The sequence below is a fragment of the Polyangium spumosum genome (assembly GCF_009649845.1).
Classification (GTDB): domain Bacteria; phylum Myxococcota_A; class Polyangia; order Polyangiales; family Polyangiaceae; genus Polyangium; species Polyangium spumosum.
Genome location: NZ_WJIE01000013.1, coordinates 138,169 through 163,871 on the forward strand (window position 1 = coordinate 138,169; position 25,703 = coordinate 163,871).

At 69.4% G+C, this 25,703-nt stretch carries 29 protein-coding genes and 1 tRNA gene; 21 read left to right on the plus strand and 9 right to left on the minus strand.

What is annotated here, in order from left to right; all coding sequences use genetic code 11:
* The first annotated feature begins 25 nt into the window (after positions 1-25).
* From GF068_RS33360 to GF068_RS33370, 3 genes are all read left to right on the plus strand, one after another.
* Entirely contained in the window at positions 26-1,633 is a 1,608-nt protein-coding gene (locus GF068_RS33360; RefSeq protein WP_153823571.1) for a transglutaminase domain-containing protein, read from the plus strand.
* Between the two features lie 13 nt (positions 1,634-1,646).
* Entirely contained in the window at positions 1,647-2,075 is a 429-nt protein-coding gene (locus GF068_RS33365) for an NUDIX hydrolase (RefSeq protein WP_338046677.1), read from the plus strand.
* A gap of 175 nt (positions 2,076-2,250) precedes the next feature.
* Positions 2,251-2,400 carry a hypothetical protein gene (locus GF068_RS33370; RefSeq protein WP_153823572.1) on the plus strand — a complete coding sequence of 50 codons (150 nt, stop codon included), beginning with the start codon at positions 2,251-2,253 and terminating at the stop codon, positions 2,398-2,400.
* Between the two features lie 86 nt (positions 2,401-2,486).
* On the opposite strand, the gene GF068_RS33375 is transcribed toward GF068_RS33370, so the two are convergent.
* Positions 2,487-4,742: a carboxypeptidase-like regulatory domain-containing protein gene (locus tag GF068_RS33375; RefSeq protein ID WP_153823573.1), complete on the minus strand. Its 2,256-nt coding sequence runs from the start codon at positions 4,740-4,742 to the stop codon at positions 2,487-2,489.
* Between the two features lie 66 nt (positions 4,743-4,808).
* Here GF068_RS33375 and otsB point away from each other — a divergent pair, with 66 nt between their 5' ends.
* Positions 4,809-5,591, plus strand: a complete 783-nt coding sequence (gene otsB, locus GF068_RS33380; protein WP_153823574.1) for a trehalose-phosphatase — start codon at positions 4,809-4,811, stop codon at positions 5,589-5,591.
* A gap of 69 nt (positions 5,592-5,660) precedes the next feature.
* Here the strand turns inward: otsB and GF068_RS33385 are convergent, their stop codons facing one another.
* A complete protein-coding gene (locus GF068_RS33385) occupies positions 5,661-6,230 on the minus strand; it encodes a TlpA family protein disulfide reductase (protein WP_153823575.1) in 570 nt (189 codons plus the stop codon).
* Positions 6,231-6,348: 118 nt separating this feature from the next.
* Here GF068_RS33385 and GF068_RS33390 point away from each other — a divergent pair, with 118 nt between their 5' ends.
* The 5 genes from GF068_RS33390 to GF068_RS33410 all read left to right on the plus strand — a co-directional run bounded on the left by GF068_RS33390 (position 6,349) and on the right by GF068_RS33410 (position 10,651).
* Positions 6,349-6,951 carry a hypothetical protein gene (locus tag GF068_RS33390; RefSeq protein ID WP_153823576.1) on the plus strand — a complete coding sequence of 201 codons (603 nt, stop codon included), beginning with the start codon at positions 6,349-6,351 and terminating at the stop codon, positions 6,949-6,951.
* Between the two features lie 61 nt (positions 6,952-7,012).
* Positions 7,013-7,267: a DUF4266 domain-containing protein gene (locus tag GF068_RS33395; RefSeq protein ID WP_153823577.1), complete on the plus strand. Its 255-nt coding sequence runs from the start codon at positions 7,013-7,015 to the stop codon at positions 7,265-7,267.
* Positions 7,268-7,347: 80 nt separating this feature from the next.
* Positions 7,348-9,543, plus strand: coding sequence for a DUF3570 domain-containing protein (locus GF068_RS33400; RefSeq protein ID WP_240807795.1), 2,196 nt, complete (start codon positions 7,348-7,350; stop codon positions 9,541-9,543).
* Entirely contained in the window at positions 9,540-10,124 is a 585-nt protein-coding gene (locus GF068_RS33405; protein ID WP_153823579.1) for a hypothetical protein, read from the plus strand. Before GF068_RS33400 ends, GF068_RS33405 begins: the two co-directional genes overlap by 4 nt.
* Positions 10,121-10,651: a hypothetical protein gene (locus GF068_RS33410; RefSeq protein ID WP_153823580.1), complete on the plus strand. Its 531-nt coding sequence runs from the start codon at positions 10,121-10,123 to the stop codon at positions 10,649-10,651. Before GF068_RS33405 ends, GF068_RS33410 begins: the two co-directional genes overlap by 4 nt.
* A gap of 58 nt (positions 10,652-10,709) precedes the next feature.
* On the opposite strand, the gene GF068_RS46595 is transcribed toward GF068_RS33410, so the two are convergent.
* Complete coding sequence (locus GF068_RS46595; RefSeq protein ID WP_420814138.1) at positions 10,710-11,093, minus strand: VOC family protein; 384 nt, start codon at positions 11,091-11,093, stop codon at positions 10,710-10,712.
* A 329-nt stretch (positions 11,094-11,422) separates the two neighbouring features.
* Between GF068_RS46595 and GF068_RS33420 the strand changes: the two genes are divergently transcribed.
* Genes GF068_RS33420 through GF068_RS33430 form a run of 3 tightly spaced genes read left to right on the plus strand, consistent with a single transcriptional unit; the run spans position 11,423 to position 13,602 of the window.
* Positions 11,423-11,926: a cupin domain-containing protein gene (locus GF068_RS33420; protein WP_153823582.1), complete on the plus strand. Its 504-nt coding sequence runs from the start codon at positions 11,423-11,425 to the stop codon at positions 11,924-11,926.
* A 51-nt stretch (positions 11,927-11,977) separates the two neighbouring features.
* Entirely contained in the window at positions 11,978-12,703 is a 726-nt protein-coding gene (locus GF068_RS33425) for a MerR family transcriptional regulator (protein ID WP_153823583.1), read from the plus strand.
* Entirely contained in the window at positions 12,697-13,602 is a 906-nt protein-coding gene (locus tag GF068_RS33430; RefSeq protein ID WP_153823584.1) for an alpha/beta fold hydrolase, read from the plus strand. The genes GF068_RS33425 and GF068_RS33430 overlap by 7 nt, the downstream gene beginning before the upstream one ends.
* Here GF068_RS33430 and GF068_RS33435 read toward each other — a convergent pair.
* Both GF068_RS33435 and GF068_RS33440 read right to left on the minus strand, forming a co-directional pair.
* Entirely contained in the window at positions 13,599-14,246 is a 648-nt protein-coding gene (locus GF068_RS33435) for an SAM-dependent methyltransferase (RefSeq protein WP_338046678.1), read from the minus strand. The two genes, GF068_RS33430 and GF068_RS33435, sit on opposite strands and share 4 nt — an antisense overlap.
* A gap of 575 nt (positions 14,247-14,821) precedes the next feature.
* Entirely contained in the window at positions 14,822-15,289 is a 468-nt protein-coding gene (locus GF068_RS33440) for a hypothetical protein (RefSeq protein ID WP_153823586.1), read from the minus strand.
* A 63-nt stretch (positions 15,290-15,352) separates the two neighbouring features.
* On the opposite strand from GF068_RS33440, the gene GF068_RS33445 reads away from it, so the two are divergent.
* The 3 genes from GF068_RS33445 to zigA all read left to right on the plus strand — a co-directional run bounded on the left by GF068_RS33445 (position 15,353) and on the right by zigA (position 17,302).
* Positions 15,353-15,787, plus strand: a complete 435-nt coding sequence (locus GF068_RS33445; RefSeq protein WP_153823587.1) for a hypothetical protein — start codon at positions 15,353-15,355, stop codon at positions 15,785-15,787.
* 67 nt (positions 15,788-15,854) lie between these two features.
* A complete protein-coding gene (gene rpmG / locus GF068_RS33450; RefSeq protein WP_153823588.1) occupies positions 15,855-16,028 on the plus strand; it encodes a 50S ribosomal protein L33 in 174 nt (57 codons plus the stop codon).
* Positions 16,025-17,302, plus strand: coding sequence for a zinc metallochaperone GTPase ZigA (gene zigA / locus GF068_RS33455; protein ID WP_153823589.1), 1,278 nt, complete (start codon positions 16,025-16,027; stop codon positions 17,300-17,302). Before rpmG ends, zigA begins: the two co-directional genes overlap by 4 nt.
* 13 nt (positions 17,303-17,315) lie before the next feature.
* Here the strand turns inward: zigA and GF068_RS33460 are convergent, their stop codons facing one another.
* Positions 17,316-17,666 (minus strand): MerC domain-containing protein, encoded by a 351-nt coding sequence (locus GF068_RS33460; protein ID WP_153823590.1) that lies wholly within the window; start codon positions 17,664-17,666, stop codon positions 17,316-17,318.
* Positions 17,667-17,986: 320 nt separating this feature from the next.
* Here GF068_RS33460 and GF068_RS33465 point away from each other — a divergent pair, with 320 nt between their 5' ends.
* Together GF068_RS33465 and GF068_RS33470 are read left to right on the plus strand one after the other, a co-directional pair.
* The gene (locus tag GF068_RS33465) at positions 17,987-19,159 is read left to right on the plus strand and encodes an FAD-dependent oxidoreductase (RefSeq protein ID WP_153823591.1); all 1,173 of its coding nucleotides are present in this window, start codon (positions 17,987-17,989) and stop codon (positions 19,157-19,159) included.
* Positions 19,160-19,305: 146 nt separating this feature from the next.
* Entirely contained in the window at positions 19,306-19,602 is a 297-nt protein-coding gene (locus GF068_RS33470; RefSeq protein ID WP_153823592.1) for a hypothetical protein, read from the plus strand.
* Positions 19,603-19,606: 4 nt separating this feature from the next.
* Here GF068_RS33470 and GF068_RS33475 read toward each other — a convergent pair whose 3' ends face one another.
* Positions 19,607-19,918, minus strand: coding sequence for a hypothetical protein (locus GF068_RS33475; RefSeq protein WP_153823593.1), 312 nt, complete (start codon positions 19,916-19,918; stop codon positions 19,607-19,609).
* 117 nt (positions 19,919-20,035) lie between these two features.
* Here GF068_RS33475 and GF068_RS33480 point away from each other — a divergent pair, with 117 nt between their 5' ends.
* From GF068_RS33480 to GF068_RS33490, 3 genes are all read left to right on the plus strand, one after another.
* Positions 20,036-22,039, plus strand: a complete 2,004-nt coding sequence (locus GF068_RS33480; protein ID WP_240807765.1) for an HTTM domain-containing protein — start codon at positions 20,036-20,038, stop codon at positions 22,037-22,039.
* Between the two features lie 72 nt (positions 22,040-22,111).
* Positions 22,112-22,187 (plus strand) — tRNA-Ala (locus tag GF068_RS33485).
* A 307-nt stretch (positions 22,188-22,494) separates the two neighbouring features.
* A complete protein-coding gene (locus GF068_RS33490) occupies positions 22,495-23,130 on the plus strand; it encodes a DUF4360 domain-containing protein (RefSeq protein ID WP_170319833.1) in 636 nt (211 codons plus the stop codon).
* 54 nt (positions 23,131-23,184) lie between these two features.
* On the opposite strand, the gene GF068_RS33495 is transcribed toward GF068_RS33490, so the two are convergent.
* Complete coding sequence (locus GF068_RS33495; protein WP_153823596.1) at positions 23,185-23,808, minus strand: histidine phosphatase family protein; 624 nt, start codon at positions 23,806-23,808, stop codon at positions 23,185-23,187.
* Positions 23,809-23,829: 21 nt separating this feature from the next.
* Positions 23,830-24,984 (minus strand): hypothetical protein, encoded by a 1,155-nt coding sequence (locus GF068_RS33500; RefSeq protein ID WP_170319834.1) that lies wholly within the window; start codon positions 24,982-24,984, stop codon positions 23,830-23,832.
* A gap of 163 nt (positions 24,985-25,147) precedes the next feature.
* On the opposite strand from GF068_RS33500, the gene GF068_RS33505 reads away from it, so the two are divergent.
* Positions 25,148-25,702, plus strand: coding sequence for a GNAT family N-acetyltransferase (locus tag GF068_RS33505; protein ID WP_170319835.1), 555 nt, complete (start codon positions 25,148-25,150; stop codon positions 25,700-25,702).
* The last annotated feature ends 1 nt before the right edge of the window (position 25,703 follow it).

The window sequence follows — 25,703 nt, forward strand, 5'->3', positions numbered from 1 at the left end:
CTTCGTGGTTCACTACCGGAACGTCATGCGCGTGGCCCAGCGTCCGTTCGTGCCCTTCGTCCTCGCCGCGACGATCGCCCTCTCCGGCACGGTCGACGCCCAGCAGAGCACGATCCTGCACGAGTTTCTCCCGCCCGATCCGCAGGAGAACCTCTCGTTCAACACGACCACCATCGACGGCGATCTGCCCGCCGCGGTGCAGACGCCGAGCGGCATCGCCACCGCGCCCGATCCACGCAGGCCGCCCGACGCGCGCAACCTCTACGGCGGACAGACCACCGACGACACGCCCGAGTCCACCTACGAGCCCGACCGGGACACGCGCCGCCCGAACGTCGAGAACTACGAAGACCCGTTCACGCCCTCCACCGCGCCCTTCAAGCGCCTGCGCGCCTTCGACGCCGTCCTCGACGACTACACCCTCGCCGTCCGTGACAAGACCCTCCGCCCCGTCCCCATCGGCGGCGCGCTCGCCCCGGGCGAGGAGACGTTTTACGGCGACTTCTCCGTCGGCCTCATCCCCGACCAGCCCGTGCGGATCCCCAACGTCGGCCCCGGGACGCGCCTGCTCCGCCTGAGCTCGAACCCCGAGACGCGGATCGAGGTCGTGCGCGACGGCGCCGACAACTGGTTCGTCCGCGGTCGTGATCGCAAGGAGGTGCGCCTCGTGGTCCAGCTCGGCATCCCGCGCGCGACGTTCGGCAGCACGTTCGCCAACGTCGGCTGGAGCGAGCTCGACCGCCTCGTGCCGCCGCAGCCCGCCACGCACCGCGCCGCCTTCACGCAGGTCGCCGAGGCCATCGGCGTCTCGCGCGAGATGCGGCCGCGCGAGGTGCTCGAGAAGATGGTCGGCTACTTCCGCTCGTTCGAGCCCTCCGACGATCCGCCCCGCGGCCGCGAGGACATCTACCTCGACCTCGCGCTCACGCGAAAGGGCGTCTGCCGGCACCGCTCGTTCGCCTTCCTCGTGACCGCGCTCAACATCGGCCTGCCCGCGCGCATGATCGTCAACGAGGCGCACGCGTGGGTCGAGGCCTTCGACGGCAACCTCTGGCATCGCATCGACCTCGGCGGCGCCGCGCTCAACATGCAGACCGAGCAGGACGATCGCCCCACGCACCAGCCGCCCGCCGACCCCTACGCGTGGCCGGAGAGCCAGGACTCCGGGCAAGAGATGGCCGACCGCGCCCGCAATCAGGCCGGCGGGCAGAGCGGCGCGTCGCAGAGCGGCGATCAGAACGGCGCCACGCCTTCGCCGAGCGCGACCACGTCGTCGAGCGCGAGCGCGCCCGAGCCTCCGCCCGCGCCAACCACGAGCGAGCCGGCCGATCCCGACGCGCCTCCCGCGGAGATCACGGTGGGCGAGGTCGGCCGCGACGTACGCCGAGGGCTGCCGGTGATCTTGAGGGGCGAGGTGAAGAGCGGCGGCAGCACGTGCCCGAACGTGCGCGTCGACGTGCTCTTGCGCAGCACGAACGCGCCCGAGGGTTTCGTCGTCGGCGCGCTCTCGACGGACGAGCGCGGCGCCTACCACGGGCCCGTGGTGGTCCCGCGGGAGCTCTCGCTCGGCGAGTACGAGCTCGTGCTGCGCACGCCGGGCGGCGCGCGTTGTGGGGCAGGGGAGACGAGATGAGCGCGCGGGGCGCGTGGTAGACGCGGTCCGGTTCGTCGAGGGCGCGCCGCGGCTCGCCGTGGGCGCGGCCGTGATCGATCGCAGCGAGGACGAGCCGCGGATCCTGCTCGTCCGCCGCGCGTTTCCGCCGATGGCCGGGACGTGGTCCTTGCCGGGCGGGCGGGTGGAACCTGGAGAGCGGCTCGAGGTCGCGGTCGCCCGGGAGGTGGCCGAGGAGTCGGGCCTCGTCGTGAGGGTCGGTCCGCTCGTCGAGGTCGTCGAGGTCGTCGATCCTCCCTACCATTACGTGATCCTCGATTATGCCTGTCTCCGGACGGGCGGGGGTCTCTCGGCGGGGGACGACGCGAGCGAGGTGATCCTGGCGCGCGTGGACGAATTTGTCCGTCTCGGGGTGACGGAGGCCGTCCGGCGCGTCGTGAACCGGGCGCTCGTGCTGCAATGAGGTCGAACGGCGGGATCGTCCGCGCGTGATGCCAGGGGGATGCACAACACCCATGCAAGGGCCGCGCACCTGAAGCCGCGCCTTTGCCTCGGACGTACGTTTTGCATGTGACGGACGTCGGAATCCGCGCGCCACGCCGGGAGTGCGTGGCCCATCGATTGCACTCTCCCACCACGTGCGCATCCTCGAAGTCGACCCCGGTCGCTGGCGCGTCGAATTCGACAGCGGCCTGGGCCTCGAAGTGGTCCTGCTGTTCAGCCGCACCGTGGCCTTTTGGCGATGGGGCGGTGAGCTCTTCGCGGAGGTAAATATCGGCGAGTCATGAAGGCGAATGGTGGAGAGGACGACCTGGAAGAGCCTGCCCGAGGGGAGGCTCTTCCGCTTTCGGGGCGTCGAGCGGGCGGCCGACCCTCAGCCGCCGCCGACGAGCTCCTTCCGCGCCGCCACCACCCAATCCCGCGCCTCCCACCCGCGCTCTTTTGCCATCTCCGCCGGGACCGGCCGATAGAGCGCCGTCGCTGTCACCGTCGCGCCCGGACAACCCGCCGGCAGCTCGAACGCATGTGCGCTCGTGACCGGCGAGAGCGGCGGGAGCCTGCTGTCGCTCGCCATGTCCACCGCGCGATGATGCGGAGCGGACCGCTTTCCCTCCGCGTCCACGAGCACCCGCGCGAACGTTTGTCCCGGGGCCCCCGCGAGCGCCGTCGAATTCGCGCCGTCCAGGAGCTCCGCCGCGAGCGCGTCGCCGAGGAAGACCCGATCCCCCGGCATCACCGCCGCCGCGCCCTCCGCCACGATGTGCCCGTTCTCCGCGGAGAGCACCTTCAGCTCGGCCACCGGCAGGCGAATCGGGATTCCCTTGTCCGCCGGCGAGAGCGCCGGATTCGCGAAGAACCCGATCCCCGGGTAATCCAGGAAGCTCCCCGTCTCCCGCACCACCCGCAAGACCTGCCCCGCCTGTGCGCGCGCCGCGCCCTCCGGCCAGGCCCATGACGTCCCCGCGACGGTCACGCCTTGCCCGACGACGCCCTCCGCCCACGCGCCGCCCACGTCCGGCACCGTCGGCCCCGCCTTCGCCAGGAGCACCTCCCCGCAGGCCTCCGCGCGAATGACCAGCACGAGGGCTCGCATCGGCTCGCCCGTCGGCAATGCGTGCCCGCACCCCTGGTTCGAGAGGGTCACCACCACGTCGATCACGCTCCCCATCACCTTCGCCGTCATCCACATGCCGAGCGAGAGGTCGAGGAGCCGCGGCGTCCCGGAGAGCGGCCCTCGAAATGCGTGCGACCGGATCTGCTCCGGCGGACGCACGAACCCGAACGTGATGCCGCCGTTTTTCGGGGTCGTCTTGTCCAGCGTGTTCCAGAGCCCCTCGTTCGGCGGCATGTGGCAATGCTGGCAGGGCGCGCCGATCTCGGCATAGGGGCTCTCGGACCACTCCGCGAACGTGGAGTGCACGGGCAGGCCGCCCGGGAAACGTGAAGGGTCTACCGATTGACCCGGCAGGAGCGCCGGCTGCGAGAGCTCGTGGCAACCCGCGCAGAACGTCGCCTCCGAGAACTTCGGCTGATAACTGCCGCCCATGAACGGGTTCGGCACGTCCGGCAGCGGGCCGAACATCACCTGCCGCAGTTTTCCGAGGGGATCGTCCGAGACCTTCTCGCTCGGCCGTTGCAAGACGAGCCGCCCCGCCGTCCCCGGGGGCTTTTCGAGGTCGATGTCCCGCACCTTGTGGCACGTGTCGCAGTGGTTTCCATGCTCGAACGCGATCCCCGTCGCCTCCAGCAGATCCCGGCCGCCGGCCTTCCCGTTGATGCCCGCGGCGTGGCAATCGGCGCACGCGCCGAACGCCGTCGGCCTCTCGGCCGGAGGCAAGGCCGGGTCGTCACACGCGAGCGCGCCCTTCGCCCCACAACCGTTGAGGTCCGGCAAGACCCCGCCGCCGAGATAACAACGCGGCGCCGTCTCCATCATCGATCCCGGCACCCGCCCCGCGCGCCACGCCCCGCCCGCCGCCGCGCACGAGCCCGCGTCCGCGTGCGCGCGCGTCGTCCCCGCATAGAGGTCCTGCACGAGCGGATCCCGCGTCGCTCTCGCGTGCGCCGATTGCTGGAATTGCGCGACCAGCGTCGTGTGGCAATGGCCGCAGACGGCGGTCGTCGCGTCTTTCGCCTCGTCGCCCACGCCCGGCGGACCGAACGGGTAGTCGGTGTTGTCCGGCGGCGCGGCCTCGCGCAGGACGAGCTCGATCGGCGCTTCGGGGAGCACGTCGAGCTCGATCCCCGCGCTCCGGTAGCCCTCCTTCGCCGCCACGACCGTGGGCGCGCCCGGGATGTCCGTCGAGAGCTCGATCATAAAAGCACCGTCGGGCCCCGTCACGAGCGCGGGCGCGCCGCCGCCTTGCATCACGATCGCGCCGGGCACGGGCGCCTCGCCGTCCGTCACCACGCCCGTCACCGTGAACAGCTCGGGCAGCGCGCCCCCCGCGCCCGTCGACGCTCCGATCGACGCGACAGAGGACGACGACGACACGACGGCGCCGCCTTGCCCGCCTGCGCCGCCCGCGCCCGCGGGTTCGTCGCCGCCGCAGCCGACGAGCAGCCGGGTCGCGGCCGTGATCACGAACGAGGCGGAAGCGAGACGCGCGTGTTTGCCGGGACCCCACATGAACGAAGACGCTACCATCGCGCCCGGACGTTTGCGTCCGGCGCTTCTTCGGGGGACGCTCCGCGCATGGACGAGCACGCCCTGGTCGCCCGCATCGCCCGAGCCACCTCGTTGCTCGTCGCCACGGACTTCGACGGCACGATCGCGGACATCACGACCGAGCCGGACGGCGCGCGCGCGCGGGCCGACGCGCTCTCCGCGCTCTCCGCGCTCGCGGCCTTGCCCGGCGTGCACCTCGCCGTCGTCTCGGGTCGCGACATGAAGAGCCTGCACGAACGGACGCGCGCGCTCGTGTCGGTCTACCGCGTGGCCGAGCACGGCGCCTTCCTCGAAGCGCCGGACGGGACGCAGCTCGGGGCGGCCCACGTCGCGCCGGCGCGGGTGCTCGACGAGCTCGTGCGCCTCGCCGAAGCGCACCACGCGCGTGTCCCCGGCATGCGCGTCGAGCGCAAGACGAGCAGCGTCGCCGTGCACGTGCGGGAGGTCGAGCCGGACGCGCGCGCGGCGGCGGTGGAGATGCTCGCCGCGTTCCGCCGAGCTGCGCGCGCCGCGGAGCTCGTGGTGATCGACGGCAGGCAGGTCGTCGAGGCGCGTGACCCGCGCGCGTCGAAGGAGACGGCGCTCGCGTTCGTGCTCTCGCGCCTGCCGGAGGGGACGTTCGTCGTGTACGCGGGGGACGACACCACCGACGAGGGCGCGATCGCCCTGGCGCGGCAGCGGGGAGGGGCGGGGATCTACGTGGCGTCGGCAGAGCGGCCGACGCCGAACGTCGAGGCGGATCTGGTGCTGCCCGGCCCACCCGCGTGGGCCGAGCTGCTCGAGCGGATCGCGAGGGCGCGTTCGAGTTGAAAGATGCGGGGGGTGTGGGGGGCGGAGGAAAGACCGAAGGTCCGACCGGAGCCCCCCACCGTGGGAAACTTACTGACCGAGAAGCGTCTTGATCTCCTCGGCGATCTTCTCTTCTTCACCCTCGCCGTAGCCGGCGTGGATGTGGCGGACCGTGCCCGTCTTGTCGACGATGAACGCGGTCGGCATCTTGGGCGGGCTGTAGGCCTTCGCCGCGCTCTTGTCCTTGTCCCAGACGACGGAGAACTTCACGCCCGTCGCCTTGACGAACTCCTCGAGCTTGGCCTTGTCCGTGTCCTCCTCGTCGACGCTCACCGCGATGACGCTGAGGTCGCCGCCGAACTGATCGACGAGCTCCTGGTACTTCGGGAACGACTTCTTGCAGGGGCCGCAGTACGTCGCCCAGAAGTCGATGATGGTGACCTTCCCGTTCGCTTCCTTCACGCTCTTCGGGCCCTCGCCCGTGACCGCCTCGGCGGTGAACTCGGGCGCCGGCTGCCCGACGAGGCCGCCCTCGGCGCCTCCGGTCTCTGCACCGCCGCCCGACGCGGCGCCGCCGCCGCACGCGGCGAGGGTGAGCGAGAGGGCCGCGCCCATGACGAGCGCGCTCAGGGTGCGGACAAAGGACGATCTCGAGCTCATTCAGGTCTCCTGGTTTGGCTGACACGATCGCGGGCGAGCCGCGCGCACGGCGCGAGCTTACCTCAGCCCCGAGGCACCCAGTCGACTTTGTGAACGACCAGATGCACCATGCGGGGCCATGACCGCGAGAACCTCGCCCAGGGTACGGTCGGGCCGCACCCTTCGCGCCGCCCTCGCCCTGATCCCCGCCCTCGCGTTCGCCGCGTTTGCAGGTTGTCAGGTCGACGTGGGTGACCAGTTGTGCACCGAGCAGTCCATCGTCAACGACAAGGACGACGACTGCCCCTACGGCCCGCCGGGAGGTCCCAAGGTCCAGGAGACCGGCTGCCCCGAGATCCAGGTCCTCGACCCGTCGGAGTGCACGACGGCGCCGAGCTGGCAAGACGTCTTCACGATCCTCACCGGCCCCCAGGCCGGCTGCACCATCAACGGCTGCCACGGCGCGGCCCCCGGCGCGCGTGGCATCTACCTCGACGCCGCCAACTCCGACACGTTTTACGACGAGCTCAAGGGGTACTCGGGCTCGCAGGGGTATCCCTACCTCAACGAGGAGGACCCCTCGCGCTCCTGGATCCTCTGCAACCTCCGCGGCACCCCCGGCGGCGGCGCGCCCATGCCGCCGCCGAGTGGCCTCACCGACGCGGACTACGCCGTCGTCGAGGCGTGGGCCCAGTGCGGCCTGCGCCGGACGGGCGGAGGCGGCGGGGACGCGGGGCCCTAGGAAGAATCTTGACGCGGGGCGAGAAAAACCCCGTTATACGAGTGAAATCGGAGTTTCCGCGATGATGAACGACGACAGCTCTGCCTCGCTCCCCGCGCGCGTCGGTCGCGCTCTTCTCGTGGTCCTCGTGCTCGGCGGCGGCCTCTTCGCGAGCACCGGGTGTGCGCCCGTCGCGCCGTACGAGCGCGGCAAGCTCGCGCATCCGACGATGTCGGCGGCCGACATGGCCGGGTTCGGCGAGTCGCACCTGCGCGCCATCACCGAGGGCGCCGTCGGGGGCAGCGGCGGCACGGGGAGCGGCTGCGGCTGCAACTGATTTCCTCCTTCCTCCCTCCGAAGGTCGCCATCTTGTCGGATCCTTTTTCTCGAGGACGGGGCTATCGTGGCCGCCGCGTGATGCGCCGCCTCGCACAAGCCCTCCTCGCCCCGCTCGTCGCCGCCGCGCTCCTCCTCGCTCCCGCGCTCGCGAGCGCGGCGCCCAACGACGAGGAGGTCGAGGTCCTCGTCCAGACGGTGCTCGAGGCGAGCTACAAGGAAGGCAGATACAAGGAGGCGCTCGACACGCTCAACCTGGCGAAACAAGCGTGCGCCAAGAGGAGCTCTTGCAGCTCCAAGGTCCGCGCCAAGCTCTACGTCGCGCTCGGCACCGTGCTCGCCGGCGGCATGAAGAAGCCTGGCGACGCGAAGGCCGCCTTCGCCACGGCGATCAAGGAAGACCCGACGATCGCCCTCTTCCCCGACTACACCTCGCCCGAGATCGAGAAGGCGTGGAGCGACGCGCGCGCCGGCGGCTCGCCGAGCGGCGGCAACCAGCAGACGAAAGAGGCCAAGGCCGCCGCCGCTGCGTCGGGAGGCAGCGGCAAGCTCAAGGCCACGTACGAAGGCCAGCGCCCCGCGCGCGGGTGGCGCACGGGCGAGGGCTGGTTCTACTACGACCAGGCGATCAAGGCCGAGAAAGAGCGCGAGTGGCTCGACTGCGCCGGGTACGGGAGGGCCTCGTACGAGGCCGAGGATCGCACCTCGACGTTGTTCCTCGTCGCCTCGTGTGAGGCGCGCGCGGGCCTCTGGGTCGAGGCCGTCAGCGACTACGAGGCCACGGCCGAGGCCGCGTCGCGCAAGAACATCCGCAAGACGGCGGCGCAGGCGCGGGCGCGCGCCGACGAGCTGCGCGCCAAGATCCCGAAGATCGTCCTGCAGAAGCCCGCGAACGCGACCGACCTCAAGGTCCGCTTGAACGGCGTCGAGCTCGGCGAGGAGCAGCTCGGCGCCGAGATCCTCGTCAACCCCGGCGAACGCACGATCGTCGCGACGGGCAAGGTGAACGGCGCCGAGCAGTCCTTCGAGCAGCGGGTGAACGTCGGCGAAGGCGAGACGGCCACGGTCGAGATCAAGCTCGTGCCGAAGGGCAAGGCGATCGACCGCGCGCTCGTCAAGTGCATGCAGGACGCGCAGACGCAGGACCAGTTCGACGACTGCATCTCGAAGGCCCGCAAGCTGCCGCTGAACATGAAGTTCGGCCTGGAGTTCTCGGCGTATCACGACTCGGACAAGGTCGACGTCGTGAGCCCGACCTTCTTCTTCAACGTCGAGAACCCGACGAGCGGCTGGGGTTTTGGTGGCTCGTTCCTCGTCGACGTGGTGACGGCCGCGTCGACGGACATCGTGGCCACGGCCTCGCCGCGCTGGACCGAGCAGCGTTACGTGCCTGCGCTCGGCGGTCACAAGAAGTTCGGCGACGTCGACGTGAACCTGCATGCGGCGATGTCGATCGAGCCCGACTACCTGGCGACGAGCGTGGGCACCACGGTCGCGATCGACCTGAAGCAGAAGACGGTCACGCCGAGCTTGAGCTACGACTTCTCGTACGACATCGCGGGCCGATCGGGCACGAGCTACGAGGTGTTCTCGCGGCGGATCCAGCGCCACGCGCTCGACCTCGCCTCCTCGTTCGTCCTCGACAAGAACTCCGTCCTGACGACGAACTTCAGCCTGGTGGTCGAGTCGGGTGACAGCTCGAAGCCCTACCGCTACATCCCGACGTTCGCGCCGGACATCGCGCCTCGTGTCTTGCCGGGCCAGTCGCTCGCGACGGTGAACTTCTACCGAAACCCCGAGCGTATTCTCGAGCAGCTCCCGCTGAGCCGTCAGCGCTTCGCGCTCGCCGCCCGTTACGCGCGCCGCTTCTCCGCGAGCACGCTCCGCGCCGAGGAGCGGCTCTACGCCGATAGCTGGGGCGTGAAGGCCACGACGACGGACCTGCGTTACCTCTACGACGTCGGCAAGAACATCCGCGTCTGGCCGCATTTCCGCTTCCACGCGCAGACGGGCGCGGCCTTCTGGCAACTCGCGTACGTGGCCGAGCGGACGCCGACGGGCCTGCAGGTCCCGGCGTTGCGCACGGGCGACCGCGAGCTCGGCGCGCTTCTCGGCGTGACCGGCGGCCTCGGCACGCGTATCGCGTTTGGCGAGGCCAAGAACTGGGGCCTCGTCGCGAGCGGCGACGTGATCTACACGCGCTTCTTGAACACGCTCTTCATCCTGCAGCGCTTCGGTTATTTCGGCGCGCTGACGCTGGAGGTCGACGTCGAATGATGACGCCGCGGACCGTGCTCGCCTCGTCGCTCTTCGCCCTCTCGCTCGTCCTCGGCTGCGGCAACCGCGCCGTCGACGAGCGCATCACCCAGCTCGGCGAGGAGGACCCGAACGTGCCCGTGGGGGAGTTCCACCGCCCGGGGCAGCCCTGCGTGCTCTGCCACGGCGAGTATCTGCGGGAGAACCCGATCATGAGCGTCGGCGGGACGATCTACGCGTACCCGACGAAGACCCGCGAGGAGAAGCCGCTGCCCGTCGAGGGCGTGAAGGTGAAGCTCACGGACTCGTTCGGCGAGCAATTCGAGGTCAGCACGAACTGCGCGGGCAATTTCTTCATCGAAAAGGAGGCGTGGAACCCTGCCTTCCCGCTGCGCGCCGAGATCGAGTACCCCGTGCCGGGGGAGCTCGAGAGCACGAAACGCGTGGTGATGTCGACGCGCATCAGCCGCGACGGATCCTGCGCCGGCTGCCATACGGACAACCCGACCCAGGGTTCGCCGGGGTGGGTCTACTGCGCGGAGACCCAGACCGACCCGCCGTTCCCGCCGCAAAGCCCGTCCTGCGCGGGAGCTGCGAAATGAAGACCGGACGTCTTTCGAGCCTCTTTTTGTTCCTCTCCGTCGCAGGTTGCGGGGACCTCGGCCCTGCCGTGAACGAGATCGTCGGTCCGCCCTTCGACCCGGCCGCGTTCCGCTCGGTCTCGGCGGTCCTCGAGCGCCGCTGCGGGACGCTCGATTGCCACGGCCACGCGGCCCGTCCGCTGCGCATTTATGGCCAGTATGGCCTGCGCCGCCCCGAGGAGCGGACCTCGCCGAACGTCGAGAACTACGACGAATACTACTCCGGCGGCAAAGAGTCGACGACGCTCGCGGAGCTGGAGGACAACTACCGCTCGGTCCTGGCGCTCGAGCCGGAGCTCGTGGCGAAGGTGTACGCGAAGTCGGCGGACCCCGAGGTGCTGTCGATCGTGCGAAAGGCGCGATTGCGCGAGAAACACAAGGGCGGCCTCTTGTGGAACAAAGGCGACCCCGGGGACGTGTGCCTCGTGAACTGGTTGACGGGGAATACGGATACGACGCAGTGTGAGGTCGAGCTCGGGCATCCGTAAGACCGAGTCGACGGGCTCGGCCTGGTTCGCCCGGACGACCCGCCGCCCGGATCGACCGTCACGGCGCAGGACGAGCGCCGAACGTCCCGTCGAAGAGCACCACGCGATAACCGTCGGGATCCGCGATCGTCACGCTCTTGCCCTTCCAGTACGGGTTCTCCGGCTCGACCTCGGGATAACCCATCCGCGCGAGCCGCTGCGCGATGCGCATCCGCTCCGCCCGATCCGGGATGTAAAGGACAAGCAAATTGTCCCGCGAAGGAGCCGCTCCCGGGCTCCCGTCGACATGACGCGTGAACTCCAGGTGTATCGACGCGTCCGGCAAGCCGAGCATCACCCCGTCATACCCCGCGTGCCCCGAAAACGAGCCGATCTCCGGTAAACCCACCCCGTCCCGATAAAAACGGACCACCTCGTCGAGCTTGTCCGTCGGCCTCGCCACCCGAACCTGCGCGACCGGCCACGGCCCCGCCCCGCCCTGGGAGCCCCCCGAGCCGGCCCGCGCCTGGGATACACAACCCGCCAAGAACCCGGCCGCACCCACCGCCACCACCCACGAGAAGAACCGTCCGAACCCCATGGCCAACCTCCCTTCGATCTCCAATATGTCACAGGATGGTCCATCGAGGCGGTCGCGGCGCGCGCAGGCGTCGAGCGTCCCGCAGGCCCCGTCGGACGCGCCCTGCCGCGGCCGTTCCGCCGGGACGGCTGGCGGCCATGAATGGGCGCATTAGGCTCTCCTCGAGAACGTCATGCGCGAGGAGGGGGCTCATGCTGCGAGTTTTATTCGTGGGAATCCTGGGGCTCTTGGGTTTCGTCTCGGCGCCCGCGCGGGCCGAGCCTCCGCAGAGGGCCGAGGGGCAGGGCGCGGAGGGCGGGGCGACGTTCCACGCGGACATCGCCGCGCTCACCCGGCAGAATACGGCCTTTCGCCGCGTGCTCTTCACCGCGAAGAAGATGCAGATCGTGGCGATGAGCATCCCGCCGGGGGGTGACATCGGCGAGGAGATGCATCAGCGAGTCGAGCAGGTCCTCTTTTTGGTGGAAGGGGAGGGAAAGGTCGTCATCAATGGCGTCGCGTCGCCCTTCCGGCCCGGCGACGTGGTGCTCGTGACGCCCGGCGTGCGGCACAATTTCGTCAATACGGGCAAGGCGCCGCTGAAGCTGTATACGCTGTACGCGCCGCCGAACCACCTGCCGGGCCGCGTCCACCTGACGAAGGCCGACGCCGAGGCGGACGTGGAGAACGAGGCATTCGGGCGGCTCGTGGAGTGAACACGCGCCGCTTGCACCTGACGCGACGTCAGGTTGTAGACTCGCGCGGGCATGGGGGAACGAACGACGAGGAGACGGCGCTGGCGCATCGGCGAGCTCGCGGAGGCCACCGGATTGACGGTGCGCACCCTCCATCATTACGAGCACATCGGGCTGCTCGCGCCCGCGGTCCGGACGGAAGGTAACCAGCGGCTCTACGACGAGCACGACCTGCGACGCCTCTACCGCATTCGCGCCCTGCGCGATCTCGGCCTGTCGCTCGCGGACATCGGCCACATGCTCGATGACGGCAGCGCCGCGCTCGGGGATGTCCTGCGCGCCCACCGGGGCCGCGTGGACGCGGAGCTCGAGCGCCTCGGGCGGCTCCGTTTGCTGCTCGACCGCGCCTGCGCGCAGGCCGACGGGGAGGTCGATCCCGACGATACACTCGCCACGATCGAGGCGATGTCGCGGGTGGCTCGCCGCATCGAGGACCTCGAAAAAAACGGCGACGCAAAGGACGACGACGAGGCCCGCTGGCGGGAGCTCGGCCATGAGCTCCGCGCCTGCATGGATGCGGGCGATGCCCCGTCGACGCCGCGCGCCCGCGCCGCGGCCCGCGCGGTCATGGCGCGAATCCGTGCATTCGCGGGTGGCGATCGGGCGACCTTGGAGGCGCTCGCGCGCCTGCGCCGGGTCGATCCGCCCAAGAACCTCGCCGGATGGGATCCGGAGCTGTTTCGGTATCTCGACCAGGCCCTCGAGGGCCTCGTGGAAACGGAGGACGATCCATGCTGAACGAACGCATTGCACGCAACGTCGGCCCGTCACGCATCGACATCGCCTACGAGGAGCGCGGAGACCCGGCGCGCCCGTCGGTGCTGCTCGTGATGGGCATCGCCGCCCAGCTCGTGCATTGGCCGCTCGGGTTCCTCGACGCGCTCGTCGCGCGGGATCTGCATCTGGTTCGCTTCGACAACCGCGATTCCGGGCGCTCGACGCACATGCACGACGCCCCGCCCGCCGACCTGCCCGCGGCGCTCCGGGGTGATCTGTCGTCGGCCTCGTATACCCTCTCCGACATGGCGGCCGACGCGGTGGGGCTGCTCGATGTATTGAAGATCGACGCCGCGCACGTCGTGGGGGCGTCGATGGGCGGCGCGATCGCGCAGACGATGGCGATCGAGCACCCGAGGCGGGTCCGATCGCTCACGTCGATGATGTTCACGACCGGCGATATGGCGGTCGGGCAGGGCCACCCCGAGACCCTGAAGGCAATCTTCGGCGGGCCTCCGGCGCGCACGCGCGAGGAGGTCATTACACGCGCCGTGCGCGCGGCCTCCATCGCCGGCTCGCCTGCATATCCGACCGATCCGGCCGAAGTGGCCGAGCGCGCCGGAATTGCTTTCGACCGCGACCACGACGAGGCCGCGCCTGCGCGCCAGGGCGTCGCGACGGTCGCGTCCGGCGACCGCACCGAGCGATTGCGCGCGCTCGACGTGCCGGCGCTCGTGTTGCACGGGCTCGCCGATACGCTGATCGACCCGAGCGGCGGGCGCGCCACGGCGGCGGCCATTGCCGGCGCCGAGCTCGTGCTCGTCGAGGGAATGGGGCACGATATCCCGCGTGAGCTATGGGAGCGGATCGCCGATCACATCGCCGCGGTCGTGCGGCGGGGGGAGGAGCGGGCGCGCTAGATCGAGGCGGAGGGCTCGCGGTGGGCGACCCAGACCTTGAATTGCAGCTCGCCGAAGATGAAACGTGGCGCCACGAAGCCGGCCTGGGCCAGGAGCGCGAAGACCTCGGCATCCGAGGCCGGGGGCTGCATCGATGCCATTGCCTTCCGTCGTTGCTCCAGCAGTTCGGGCGGCCGACCCATCATGACGAGCCGCTGCTCCTCGACGGCCCTGAGCGATGGCTCGTCTCCCACGCGACAACCGATCACGAAGGGCGCTCCCGGCGCGAGCCTCCCGGCGACCTCCCGCAGGAGCCCGACACGCGCGTCATTGCCCGCGAGATGGTGCAGGACGCCGATCATCTGCGCGCCGTCGAACGAAGGCCCGCGCGGTAGATCACGGAGCTCGCAGGCATGCAAGCTCGTCCGTTTGAGGAGGCCTGCCGCCGCGAGTTTCTCCCTTGCAAGGGTGATCATCTCCGCGGAGGGATCGACGCCCGTGAATTGCCAGTCGGCGCCTGCGTGACGCGCGTACGGCATCACCTCGCTCGCGGTCCCGATACCGACCATCAAGAGCGACGCGGCCTTCTTGCCCGCGAGCGCCGTGACGAGCACCTCGGCGGCGACCTGTAGCATGGCGTCGTAGCCCGCTATCGAGAGTCGCACCTGGCCATCATATTTCAATGCACGCTCACGCCCGAAGGTATCCGCATGTTTCCCGTGCTCGTCTGTTTTCATCCCGCGCTCTCCTTGAACGGGTGGTCCTCGGACCACCCACCGCGAGCGTAGCGCTCTTCCGCGCAGGCAGGACAGGGCGGGGGTTTTGATCCGGTCGGCGAATCTTTCGAGGCGCGCGGGCACTTGCTACGTGCAGCCGCACGGCAAAGTACCCGCGCGCGGCATACGTCAAGCTCACTTGCGTGTCGATGCCCGCGCGGGACGTGAGTCTGACCGAGATTGACGTGCCAAACCGGTTCGAGGTCCCCACGAGGACGTTGCGCCCGCGCGCCGCGTCGAACACGAGGTCCCGATCCACGCGCGTGACAGAGACGTCGAGCGCCCTCCCCTCGGATCGCCCGAAGACCACGCCCGTTTCGAATGCATGGGCCCGGGAGGCGACGCCGTTCGCCTCGGATACCGAGCACGTGTACCTGAACAGCGTCTGGGCAAATCCCCGAGCGCGCGCACGATGGCGCTGCTCGGGCGTGGCGTCGGTTCGAGCGGGAGGGCTGCGAGGCTCGTCACGAGGTGGCTCCCGCGCGTACCGGCAGGATCGGCGCCCAGGCGAGCTTCGCGAGGAGCTCGTCGCTCACCATCACGCCGCGGTCCGAGAAAACGAGCACGTTACGCGGCTCGTCTTCGTGGTCCTCGGCGACGAACAGGATGCCGCGCCCCTCTCCGTTGTATCCGAGCTGCACGATGGCGTTTTTCACCCAGCGCCCTCCGCCGTCGAGCGTGAGGTCGTGGGGGAGCGTGTAGAAGCCCTCCGAAGGCAGTCGCTTCAGCGACTCGGCCCAGCTCGCGGAGCGGAGGACATAGGTGGGTTTGCCCCAGAACCAACGATTCCGGCGGTTCTGGCCAGGGCGAACCACGAAGGCGACGCCCGCCTCGACGCCGACGTACACGAGGACGCCGGCAGGGATCGCCTCCTCCTGGCCTGGGTAGGGTTTCGTGGTGCGGTAAAGACCGGGCTCGGGCAGCTTGATCATGACGAGCGCTTCTATATTGCAGACGCATCACTGTTGCAACTATAGTTCGACATGGACTGCAACATGGACCCTGAACGCGACGACATCTCCGAGCGCGTGACGCGCCACCTCGACGAGGCTGGCTTCTCGCCGATCGGCGGCGCACCTTCGGGAGGGCTGGCCATGCGGCGCCGCGCCGTGGACTCGACCCTCACGCTCGGGTACGACCCCGTCGCGGGCCTCCTCCGGCTCTCGGTGTCGTTCGTCCGCGGCGCGGCGATGCGCGGGATCTTCCGCGGTGGGCGGGCCGAGCTCCGGATCTTCGTCGCCTCCTCTTCCCTCCTCGGCCTGCTCTGCTGGATCACCTCGTCACACGACGACCTCTTGGCGTTCGAGGCCGACGCGTGGCTCGAGCAGATCGTGTCCCTCTGCCCGGCGACGTACGTGGTGCTCGCCGTGCGCGGCGAGGAGGTCCTCGCGCTCGTCATGCCCCAGGAGGCCAGCGCGACGCTACAATAACAGATGCGCGTAAGGTTCTTATGCAACCATGTTGCAACTAGATGAGAAGTGATGTAGGAGCGAGGCCATGCGCGACACGATCAAGCTCGTCTCGTCGGCGGGCACCGGGTATTGCTACTACACGACGAAGAACAAGCGGACGATGGCCGAGAAGCTCCAGATCAAGAAGTACGATCCGATCGCCCGCAAGCACGTCGTCTTCACCGAGGGGAAGATCTCCAAGGGCGGCGGCGGGAAATGAGCGATCGCAGGCTCCCCGTCACCGTGCTCTCCGGCTTCCTTGGCGCAGGAAAGACGACGCTGCTCAATCACGTGCTCGGGAACCGCGAGGCCAAGCGCGTCGCGGTCATCGTGAACGACATGAGCGAGGTGAACATCGACGCCGAGCTCGTCCGCGGCGGCGCCGCCGCGCTGAGCCGCACCGACGAGCGGCTCGTCGAGATGACGAACGGCTGCATCTGCTGCACGCTGCGCGAGGACCTCCTCTTCGAAGTGAAGAAGCTCGCCGAGGAGGGGCGCTTCGATTATCTGCTCGTCGAGTCGACGGGGATCAGCGAGCCATTGCCCGTGGCCGAGACCTTCGGCTTCGAGGACGACACGGGCGCGCGGCTCTCGGACGTGGCGCGGCTCGATACCATGGTGACGGTCGTCGACGCATACAATTTCTCCCGGGATTTCGCGGCGGCCGAGGACCTCGTGGAGCGGGGCGTCGCGGCGTCCGAGGAGGACGATCGGAGCGTCGTCGACCTGCTCGTCGATCAGGTGGAGTTCTGCGACGTCATCGTGCTGAACAAGGTGGACCTCGTCTCGCAAAAGGAGGTCGGATTGCTCGAGGCCACGCTGCAGAGGCTCAATTCGCGGGCGAAGATCGTACACGCCACGTTCGGGAACGTGCCGCTCGACGCGGTCATGGGTACGGGGCTTTTTGATCTGGAGAAGGCGAGGGAGGCGCCGGGCTGGATGGCCGAGCTGCGCGGCGAACACGTGCCGGAGACGGAGGAATACGGCCTCGGCAGCTTCGTGTTCCGCTCGCGGCGCCCCTTGCATCCGGCGCGGTTTTATACGCTCATCCACGAGCAGTGGCCGGGCGTGATCCGGTCGAAGGGTTTCTTCTGGCTGGCGACGCGTCCCGAATGGGTCGCGGAGTGGTCCCAGGCGGGCGGCGCGTGCCGGTTCGGCGTGGTGGGGAAATGGTGGGCCGCGCAATCGAGGGAGGATTGGCCCGAGGACGAGGGGGCGCGGCATAGGATCGAGGCCGATTGGGATCCCGAGCTCGGCGACCGGCGGCAGGAGATCGTGATCATCGGGACCGCGGAGCGCGAGGGGATGCGGGCGCGGCTCGAGGCTTGCCTGCTCACGGACGAGGAAATGGCGCTCGGACCCGAGAAAATCCGGCAATTCGAGGATCCGTTCCCGCCGTGGGCTCTGGCCGAGGAAGAGGCCGACGGCGCGCCGCCCGGTGATCGCCGTTTCGCGTCGATGTGGACGCGGGAGGCGGCGGACGGCGCGCATTGAGGGAGGGAGGCGATCAGGCGGCGGCTTGCTCCGCCGGTCGCGCCGGGCTCGGCAGGGCTCGATGCTGCCAGATGGACGCCGCCACGAGGATCACGATCGACGCCCAGGCGAGGGCCTCGATTTCCCCGAGGAGGTGGCTCGCGACGAGGCCAACCGAGCCGGCGAGCGAGAGCGCGAGCGGGCCTTTGCGGCGGGAGCGCGCATGACGACGAATGCTGACGAAGAGCGTCACCGAGACCGCGACGACGAGCAGAGCGAGGTGCTGCGCCTCGGTGATCACGAATCCGACGCCGAGCGCGGAGAGGGCTTGCGCCCAGGCGCCGAGGCACGTGGGGCAGACGGCGCAGGCGAGGACCGGGAGCACCGCGCCGAAGAAAGACGAGCGGGCGGCCCCGTCTTTTGCCGCATGTCGACGAGGGTGGTGGTGCCCGCAGCAAGCTTCCCGGGCGTCCTCGGCGTGCGATCGATGCTCCGGACGGGCGGAGTCGGCGCATGCGGTTTGCGTGGTGTCCGAGGGGAGGCTCGCTCGTACGTTCATGCGCCCATCATGAACGGACTCGTATACTGTTGCAACAGCGATGTAGCTGTGACGCCGAGGCCTCCAGCGCGGACATCGAGTTCCCGTGGCTTCCTGCCCCTCTCCGTTATTACATCAAAATTACAACTGCGCTCGGGTGAGTTCTGATGCTGGACTGGCTGGTCATTGGTGGTGGTGTCCACGGGACGTATCTCTCGCTCGCATTGACGCTCGGCGGTCGTGTCGCGCGGGATCGTTTGCGCGTGCTGGACCCGCACGTGGCTCCGCTCGAGCGGTGGAATGCGTGCACGGAGAACGTGGGAATGGAGTTCTTGCGCTCCTCCTTCGTGCACCACCTCGATCCCGAGCCGTTCGACCTGCGGAGATTCGCGCCGTCGCGGCCTCGCCGTGGTGAGAGAGCCTTCCTCGGTCGCTACCTCCGGCCCTCGCTGTCGGTCTTCCGGGCCCACTCCGAAAACGTGATACAGAAGCACGGGCTCGCTTCGCTGCGCGTGCAGGGGGAGGCGAGGTCGATCATGGCAATCCCGGGAGGGATACGCGTCGATACGACGGAGGGGGCCCTCGACGCCCGCCGCGTGCTCCTCGCGATCGGAATGGGTGATCAGCCGGCGATCCCCGACTGGGCGCGCAGCCTGCGCGAGGAAGGGGGGTGCGTGCACCACGTGTTCGAGCCGGGCTTCGTGCGCGCGCAAATGGCTCCGTTTCGTCACGTGGTCGTCGTAGGGGGCGGAATCAGCGCCGCGCAGACGGCCCTCGCGCTGGCGAAACGCCAGGAAGGGTCGGTCACGATCCTCGCGCGGCACCCCGCGCGCGTGTTTGCATTCGATACGGATCCGGGGTGGATGGGGCCAAAGAACCTCGACGATTTTGCGCGCGTCGCGGACCACGACGTCCGTCGCCACCTCATCCGCCACGCGCGCCACCGCGGATCGATGCCCGACGACGTGGCCTCGGCTCTCCGACGCGCCGTGCACGAACGAAGGCTCTCCCTGCGTATCGCGGGGGTGTCGGCGGCGGCGCTCATCGATGGCAATATCGATATTTCCCTCGACGACGGCGGCGCGCCCCTCGTCACCGATACGGTCGTACTCGCGACGGGCTTCGAGACGCGGCGTCCAGGCGGCGCGTGGCTCGCCAATGCCGTCCAGGAGCTCGGGCTTCGATGCGCTTCCTGCGGATATCCGATCGTGGATCGGAGCCTGCGCTGGCACCCGAACCTCTTCGTGACGGGTCCGCTCGCCGAACTCGAGCTGGGCCCGCCGGCGCGAAACATCCTCGGCGCGCGCCTCGCGGCGGAGCGGCTCGTGCAGGTGGCGTGATTCGAGAGGCTGCACGTGTACAGGCGATCCGGGGAGCCCACCCGTCAGGTCGCCGGGCCAAACGAGATCCGGTCCCCGAGGAGGACGCGGAATGGGCCCGCGCCCATCGGGAGGGTGAGCGTGACCTCCTGCGAAGGATACGCGGCGTGCGCAGGGACATCGCCGCGGAGCTCGCCTACCGCGCGTATTGTGAGACCGAAGGCATACCGGTGGACGAGAGGGCGCTCGCGACCCGCCTCCCGGAGGAGTTTTTCTGGGTCGGCGATCGAATGCTCGACAACCCCGACGAGCCCGAGCAAGCGACGCTGACCGCCGCCCTCGCCGTATATGCCGCCTGCACACGAAAAGAGCCGCCCCCCGCCTCCGAAGCCTGGCTCTCCGCCATCCGCAAGGTCCGCGAAACCTTGCCGAAGCCCGCCCTCTCCGCCCGCTTCTCCTTCTGACCTGTCAACCCCCCACCGACCCGGAACTCCCTGGCTCCGCGGAGCCCGGCTCCCTCTCCGCCTCCGCCGCCTCCTCTTTCCGGCTCCTCCACAGGTGATGCGCCACCAGCGCCGCGCAGATCGCCCAGGCGATGTGCGTCGCGTGGTGCGCGAGCAGGCGGTCGCGCAGGAGCCCGTCGCGCAGGAACTGCACCACGTAGTCCACGGGCCGCGGACCCTTCAGCGCGTGGTGAAGCTGCTCCCCGGGGATCAGGCATAACACCCCGGCGATGAAGGCCGACCAGGCCAGGGTCTTCCGTTCCGTAGCGTCCAGCATGCGAAATCCGTGTGGCGAATACCCGGGAGCGCGCCGAGCCTAACGCAAACGACCCCCGCGCGGGAAGGGAAAGAGAGGTGCGGCGCGCGGCGATTCGCGCTAATGGGGGTCCGTCCCATGAGCTCCGCCATCGGCCAGCCGCCCGTCGACGAAAGCACGGCCCCCGAGGCCCTCGAAGCCGCGCCGGAAGGCGCTGCCGAGGCGCCGAGAGGGCTCGCTTGGCTCTCCTGGCACCTCCAGGGGTACTGGACGATCATCCGCGACGTCTACCTCTCCGCCGACCGGCGCACCCTCGGCTTCGCCCGGATCATGATCGGCTTCCTCATGGTCATGGACCTGTTCCGGCGCACCCCGGACTGGCTCCACATGTACTCCGACAAGGGCGTCCTGCCGACACACCTGAACCTCTTCCGCCCCCAGGCCTGGGGCGCCTTCACCCTCTTCAATGCCTTCTCCACCGCCCCGGAGCTCTGGGCCCTCTGGGTCGTCCTCCTCGTCACCTTCCTCTGCGTCCTCGTCGGCTACAAGACCCGTATCGCCCACGTCCTCGCCGCGATCTTCGTGGCCAGCATGAATGGACGCATCCTCCTCATCGAGAATGGCGGGTACGTCGTTTACAACCTCCTCGTGATGTGGACCGCCTTCCTCCCGATGGGGGACCGGTTCTCCGTCGACGCCCTGCTCGACTCGATGCGGCGCCGCAAAGAGGCCAATGCCGACGAGCTCAACGACCGCAAGGACGTCGTCGAGCCCCGCCGCCTCACGCCCCACGTCTCCCTCGTGGTCGGCGTCATCCTCCTCCAGATCGCGGCCATTTATTACTTCAACGTCATTCACAAGACCGGGACCGCCTGGAGAAACGGCACCGCGGTCCATTACGTGCTCTGGGTCGACCGCATGGTCACGCCGATCGTGGCGGCCGTGCGCGGGTACATCCCGCCCCGGCTCATCCCCTACGCGACCTGGTTCGTCCTCATCAGCGAGGCCGTCATTCCGATTTGCCTCGCCACGCCGCTCGCCCGCTCGTGGGCTCGTCGGCTCGCCGTCGCCCTCATGTGTATCCTCCACATCGGCTTCGGCGCGACCTTCGTCCTCGGCCCCTTCGCCTGGGCGATGTGCGGCTTCTCCACCCTGCTCTTCACCTCCGACGACTGGGACCTCGCCGCCCGCACGATGCGCCGCGCGCACCGCGCCCGCGTGGTCCTCTTCGACGGCGCGTCCGGCGCCTCGCTCCTGCTCTGCCGCCTGCTCAAGCGCCTCGATCGTTACGAGCTGCTCACGTTCCGCGCAGAGCCGGGCCTCACGCGCGGCATCGCCGTGGAGCGACCGAACGACAAGGCGCGCCTCGAGCGGAGCGCCGCGCTCGCCGACATCGTCGCCGCCTTGCCGCTCGGCCCCACGATCGCCTGGCTCTTCCGCCTGCCTCTGCTCTCGCACCTCGTCGACGCGATCTGGAGCGTGATCACGGCGCGTGACGTGTCGCGGATCTTCGGCCTGCGTGTGCCCCACGCGCCGGGCCCGCTCGCCACGAACGAGCCCTCGCCGCTCGGCCGCAAGGCTGGCCGCTTCGTCGCGACGTTGCGCGAGCTCGCCGTCGTCGTGATGCTCGCGGGTGCGGTGAACCAGGCGCTCGTCGAGCTCTGGGTCGTCAACCGCCGCGTGAAGGTGCCGCACCCCGAGCCGCTGCGGATCCTCGCGCAGAAGATGCGGTACTTGCAGGGCTGGTTCATGTTCTCGCCGAACCCGGTCATGGACGACGGGACGATCGTGGTCGCCGCGAAGACCATCGACGGCCGCACGATCGATCCGTTCACCGGCAAGCCGCCGGAGTTCGACCTGACGAAGGCGCAGAGCCTCCGCTACAACCAGATCTGGAGCGACTACTTCAACCGCATGCACCTGCCGGCGAACTCGGCCTATCGGGATGCGATGAAGGAGTTCCTCTACCGCTACCCCGAGCGCACGGGCCGCCCCGAGGACACGATCGTCTCGGGGGAGGTGTACTGGGTGAAGGACTTGAACCCGCCCTTCGGCAAGAAGGAGTCGTACAAGCTGGAGAAGGACAAGCTCTTCTCCTTCGAAAACCCGGCCACGCGTGGGCAAGCGAGGTCGGGAGGCTGACGGGGCCGATCAAAACGAAACTTTCGTCTTGACTCGCGGGCCTCGATCAGTAGAGTCCCGCGAGTCGCTGACGGGCCTGTAGCTCAGTTGGGAGAGCGCTAGAATCGCACTCTAGAGGTCGCAGGTTCGATCCCTGTCAGGTCCACCAAGAAAACCCGCAGCGAGTGGCGAAGCAGCGAAGCTGCGAAGCCTCAAAAAGAAGCGCCGTGTTCCCCACCTGGAACACGGCGCTTTTCGTTTTCCAGCCCCCTCGGTTTTCCCGCGTGCGCCCTCGAAAACGCGGGAATCGAAGCGCGCGGTTGGCGCCGTCCGAGGCTTGCGACGGACGGCCTACCTCCACAGGTTCGCCATCGGACGGCACGGAGGAGGCGGTCTGGGCGGACCCCTGCGCCTTCGTCGTGCCCATGCACCGCCGCGGGGAGACCCGCGAGCGATCGAACAAGGGGGGTATCATCATGAAGAAGCTGCTCGTTGCGTTGGTCGCGGCTGGTTCGGCAGTCCTCGGCGTCTCGGAGCGCGCCGATGCACAGCCCTACGACCTCGTCGAGCCGCCGGACGGGGTCGAGATTCGCGGCCTCGTCTACAACGGGACCGGTTGCCCGCAGAACTCGGTCGCCGGCACGCTCTCCGAGGACCGGAAGGCGCTGGAGCTCATCTTCGGGGCCTTCACGGCCGAGGCGAGCCCGCTGAACTTGCCGAGCGAAGCGCGCAAGTTCTGTCAGCTCACCGTCGACCTGGCTTTCCCGCAGGGCTACAGCTTCTCCCTCGTCTCGGCCGACTACCGCGGCTTCGCCGATCTCGAGGAGAAGATCGTCGGGACCCAGACCTCGACGTACTACTTCACGGGCGGCTTCGGGCGGAGCTTCCGCACGCGGATCGTCGGTCCCTTCTCGGAGAACTACTTCCGCCGCGACAACCTCACCCTCGAGGCGGCGGTGTGGTCGCCGTGCGGCGCGATGCGCCCGCTCAACATCAGCACGCAGGCGGCCGTCTCGACGCTCGCGAACCGCAGCGGCGCGGGCCTGATGACGGTCGACTCGCTCAGCCTCGTCGTGCGCCACACGTACAACATCATCTGGCGCAAGTGCTGACGCGCTCCGCGTGAGCCGCGGGCCCCCGGGCGTTTGTCCGGGGGCCCTTTTGTTTCAGGTCAAAAGACCTTCGAGGTGGCTCTTGTCGTTGATGCACAGGATCCGCACCACGCCCTCGTGGCGCTCGACGCGCTGGACCGAGCAGTTGTCCACGCGGAAGACGACCGGCGGCGCCTCGGCCGGCAAGCCGAGCAGGTGGTAGAGGAGCTGGTTGATCGCCACGCCGTGGCTCACGAGCACGATCCGACCCTCGGCGCGCGCGGCGAGCAGGGCGTCGACGAAGCCGGCGATCCGGGCGCGGCAGTCGGCGTTCGACTCGCCGCCCGGCGGGCGGAAGAGCGGGTCGCGCGCGCGGAGCGCTCGCCACACGTCGGGGTGGCGCTCCTCGATGTCGGCGAACGAGGTGCCCGTCAACTCGCCGAAGTTCCGCTCCCTGAGCGCCGGGTCCGCGACGAGCGGGACGCCCGTCTGCGTGACGATGGGGGCCGCGGTCTCGAGGGCGCGGGGCAGGTCGCTCGCGAAGATCGCGGAGACGGGCTTCTCCGCGATCCGCCGCGCCACGGCCTCGGCCTCGCGGCGCCCGCGCTCGGTGAGCGGCGAGGGCCCGTGACCCGTGAAGACCCGATCCCGGTTCCCCTCCGACTGACCATGGCGAACGATGACGAGCTCGATGGACATGCTTCTTCCAGAACCGCTAGCTCACTTGCAGCAGAACGTCACCGCGCCTTCGGGCGTGAGCTCGCCGGTCGGCGCGCCGCCCGTCGGGGTGCACGAGCCGCTCGGCATGGCCGGGATCGCCTCGATGGACCACGAGCTCGCGTCGAGCAGCGTCGAGACGTTGCGGCAGGTGTCGTTGTTGATGTCGATCGGGTTCGCGTTGCCGCCCAGCATGCAACTGTCGGCGTCGTAGAAGCGGTAGGCCCCGCCCGCGCACGTCGCGGCGGACTCGCACGCGCACGCGCTGCACCCGCGCGTGTCCGCCGCGCTCTTGTAGCTCACGATCTGCGTGAACCCGTCGGGGCAGGCTTGTTCGCCCTCCTGACGCAGGCAGAGGCTCTCGGCGGCGGCGGGCTTCGGCGCGCACTTCGCGCCTGCGCCGCAGCCGCCGCTCGAGCTCTTCACGTCGCACGCGAGGACGTGACCGCCGAAGGGCTCCTGGTTGGGGAAGTCGCTCACGGACGGCGCGCAGCTCCCGGGCGCGGTCAGGGTCGCCTCGCCGGAGAGCCGGCAGGAGAGCGTGAACGCGAAGTTGAGCAGGTCCGTCGGTTTGGCGCAGGTGGCGTTCTGGAACGGGCCCGACCAGTCGTCGCCGCCGCCGAAGCAGCCGGTGGAGTTCGGGTGGCACGTGAGCCCCGGCGTCGAGCACGCCGCGCCCTGGAGATCACCACACGTGCACGCCGTGCACGCGGCTGCGCCCGCGGGATCCGTGTGGAGCTCCTCGGGCGTCGCGTCGCCGCAGCCCGCGGGCGGCGCGTCGCCCTCCGTGGTCCACGCGAGCGACCAGCCCTCCGGCGCCTCCACGCACGAAAAACCTTCCGTGCAGTCGGCGTCGGCGCAGTCGGCGTCGCCGTCGCCGTCGTTGTCCGCGCCGTCGAGGCAGTCCTCCCCTCCGGTCATCCCGGCGCCCGAGCCGCCTTGCCCGCCGCCTTGCCCTCCCGCGCCCCCGGACCCGCCGGGCCCCGCGCTCGGCGTGTTCCCGGCTCCGGCGCTCCCGCCGGTCTGGAACACGCCTGTCGTGTCGGTGCCGCATGCGAAGAGCGACGCGCCGAGGAGGGTGAACGTGCCGCCCCAGAGGGCAGCGGAGGCGCCGAGGGAGAGACGCAATGTGCGACGAGGCCGAACGCGGGTAGACATGGAAAGCTCCCTGTTTTCAAGGAATGTGAGGGCACGAGAGATATCGCGAAACGTACGATTCGAGAAGGATCGTCGCGCCCCCTACTGCTTTCGTTGCGTGGCGGGGGCGAGTGCCCTTAGCATCGCGCGCGTTTCGAACTGCCCCTCGAGTTTTGCGATGTCGATGGCCCTCTCTGCTGTCCCGCGTGCCTCCCTCGTCCAGCTCGTGCCGCCTCGCGCGGCGCACGCGCAGCTCTGGTACGGCTGGCGGAGCGAGGCGCACGCCCAGCGTTACATGCCGATCGAGCCCTGGTCGGTCGAGGCGCTGCGCCGGCGGCTCGTCGCGTCGACGCCGGACCTCTCCGATCCGGAGAAGCAAGAGCACCGCTGGATCGTGCAGTGGCAGGACGAGTGCGTGGGGATCGTGTCGATCCTGCGGCCGAGTTTTCGCCTCGGCCACGCGGAGATCTCGTACCACGTCGCGCAGGCCTACCATCGCCGGGGCATCGCGACGCAGGCGGTGGCGGCGCTCGTCGATCGTGTCTTCGAGCAGACGGACCTCGCGCGGCTCTTCGCGTACATCAGCGAGCCGAACCGCGCCTCGCGTAGGCTCGCCGAGAAGCTCGGCTTCGTGCACGAGGGCACGCTGCGCGAGCACTTCATGATCCACGGCCGCCGCGTGGATCAGTGTGTCTACGGCCTGCTCCGGCGCGAGTGGGCGTCGCCGCGCAAGCGCTAGA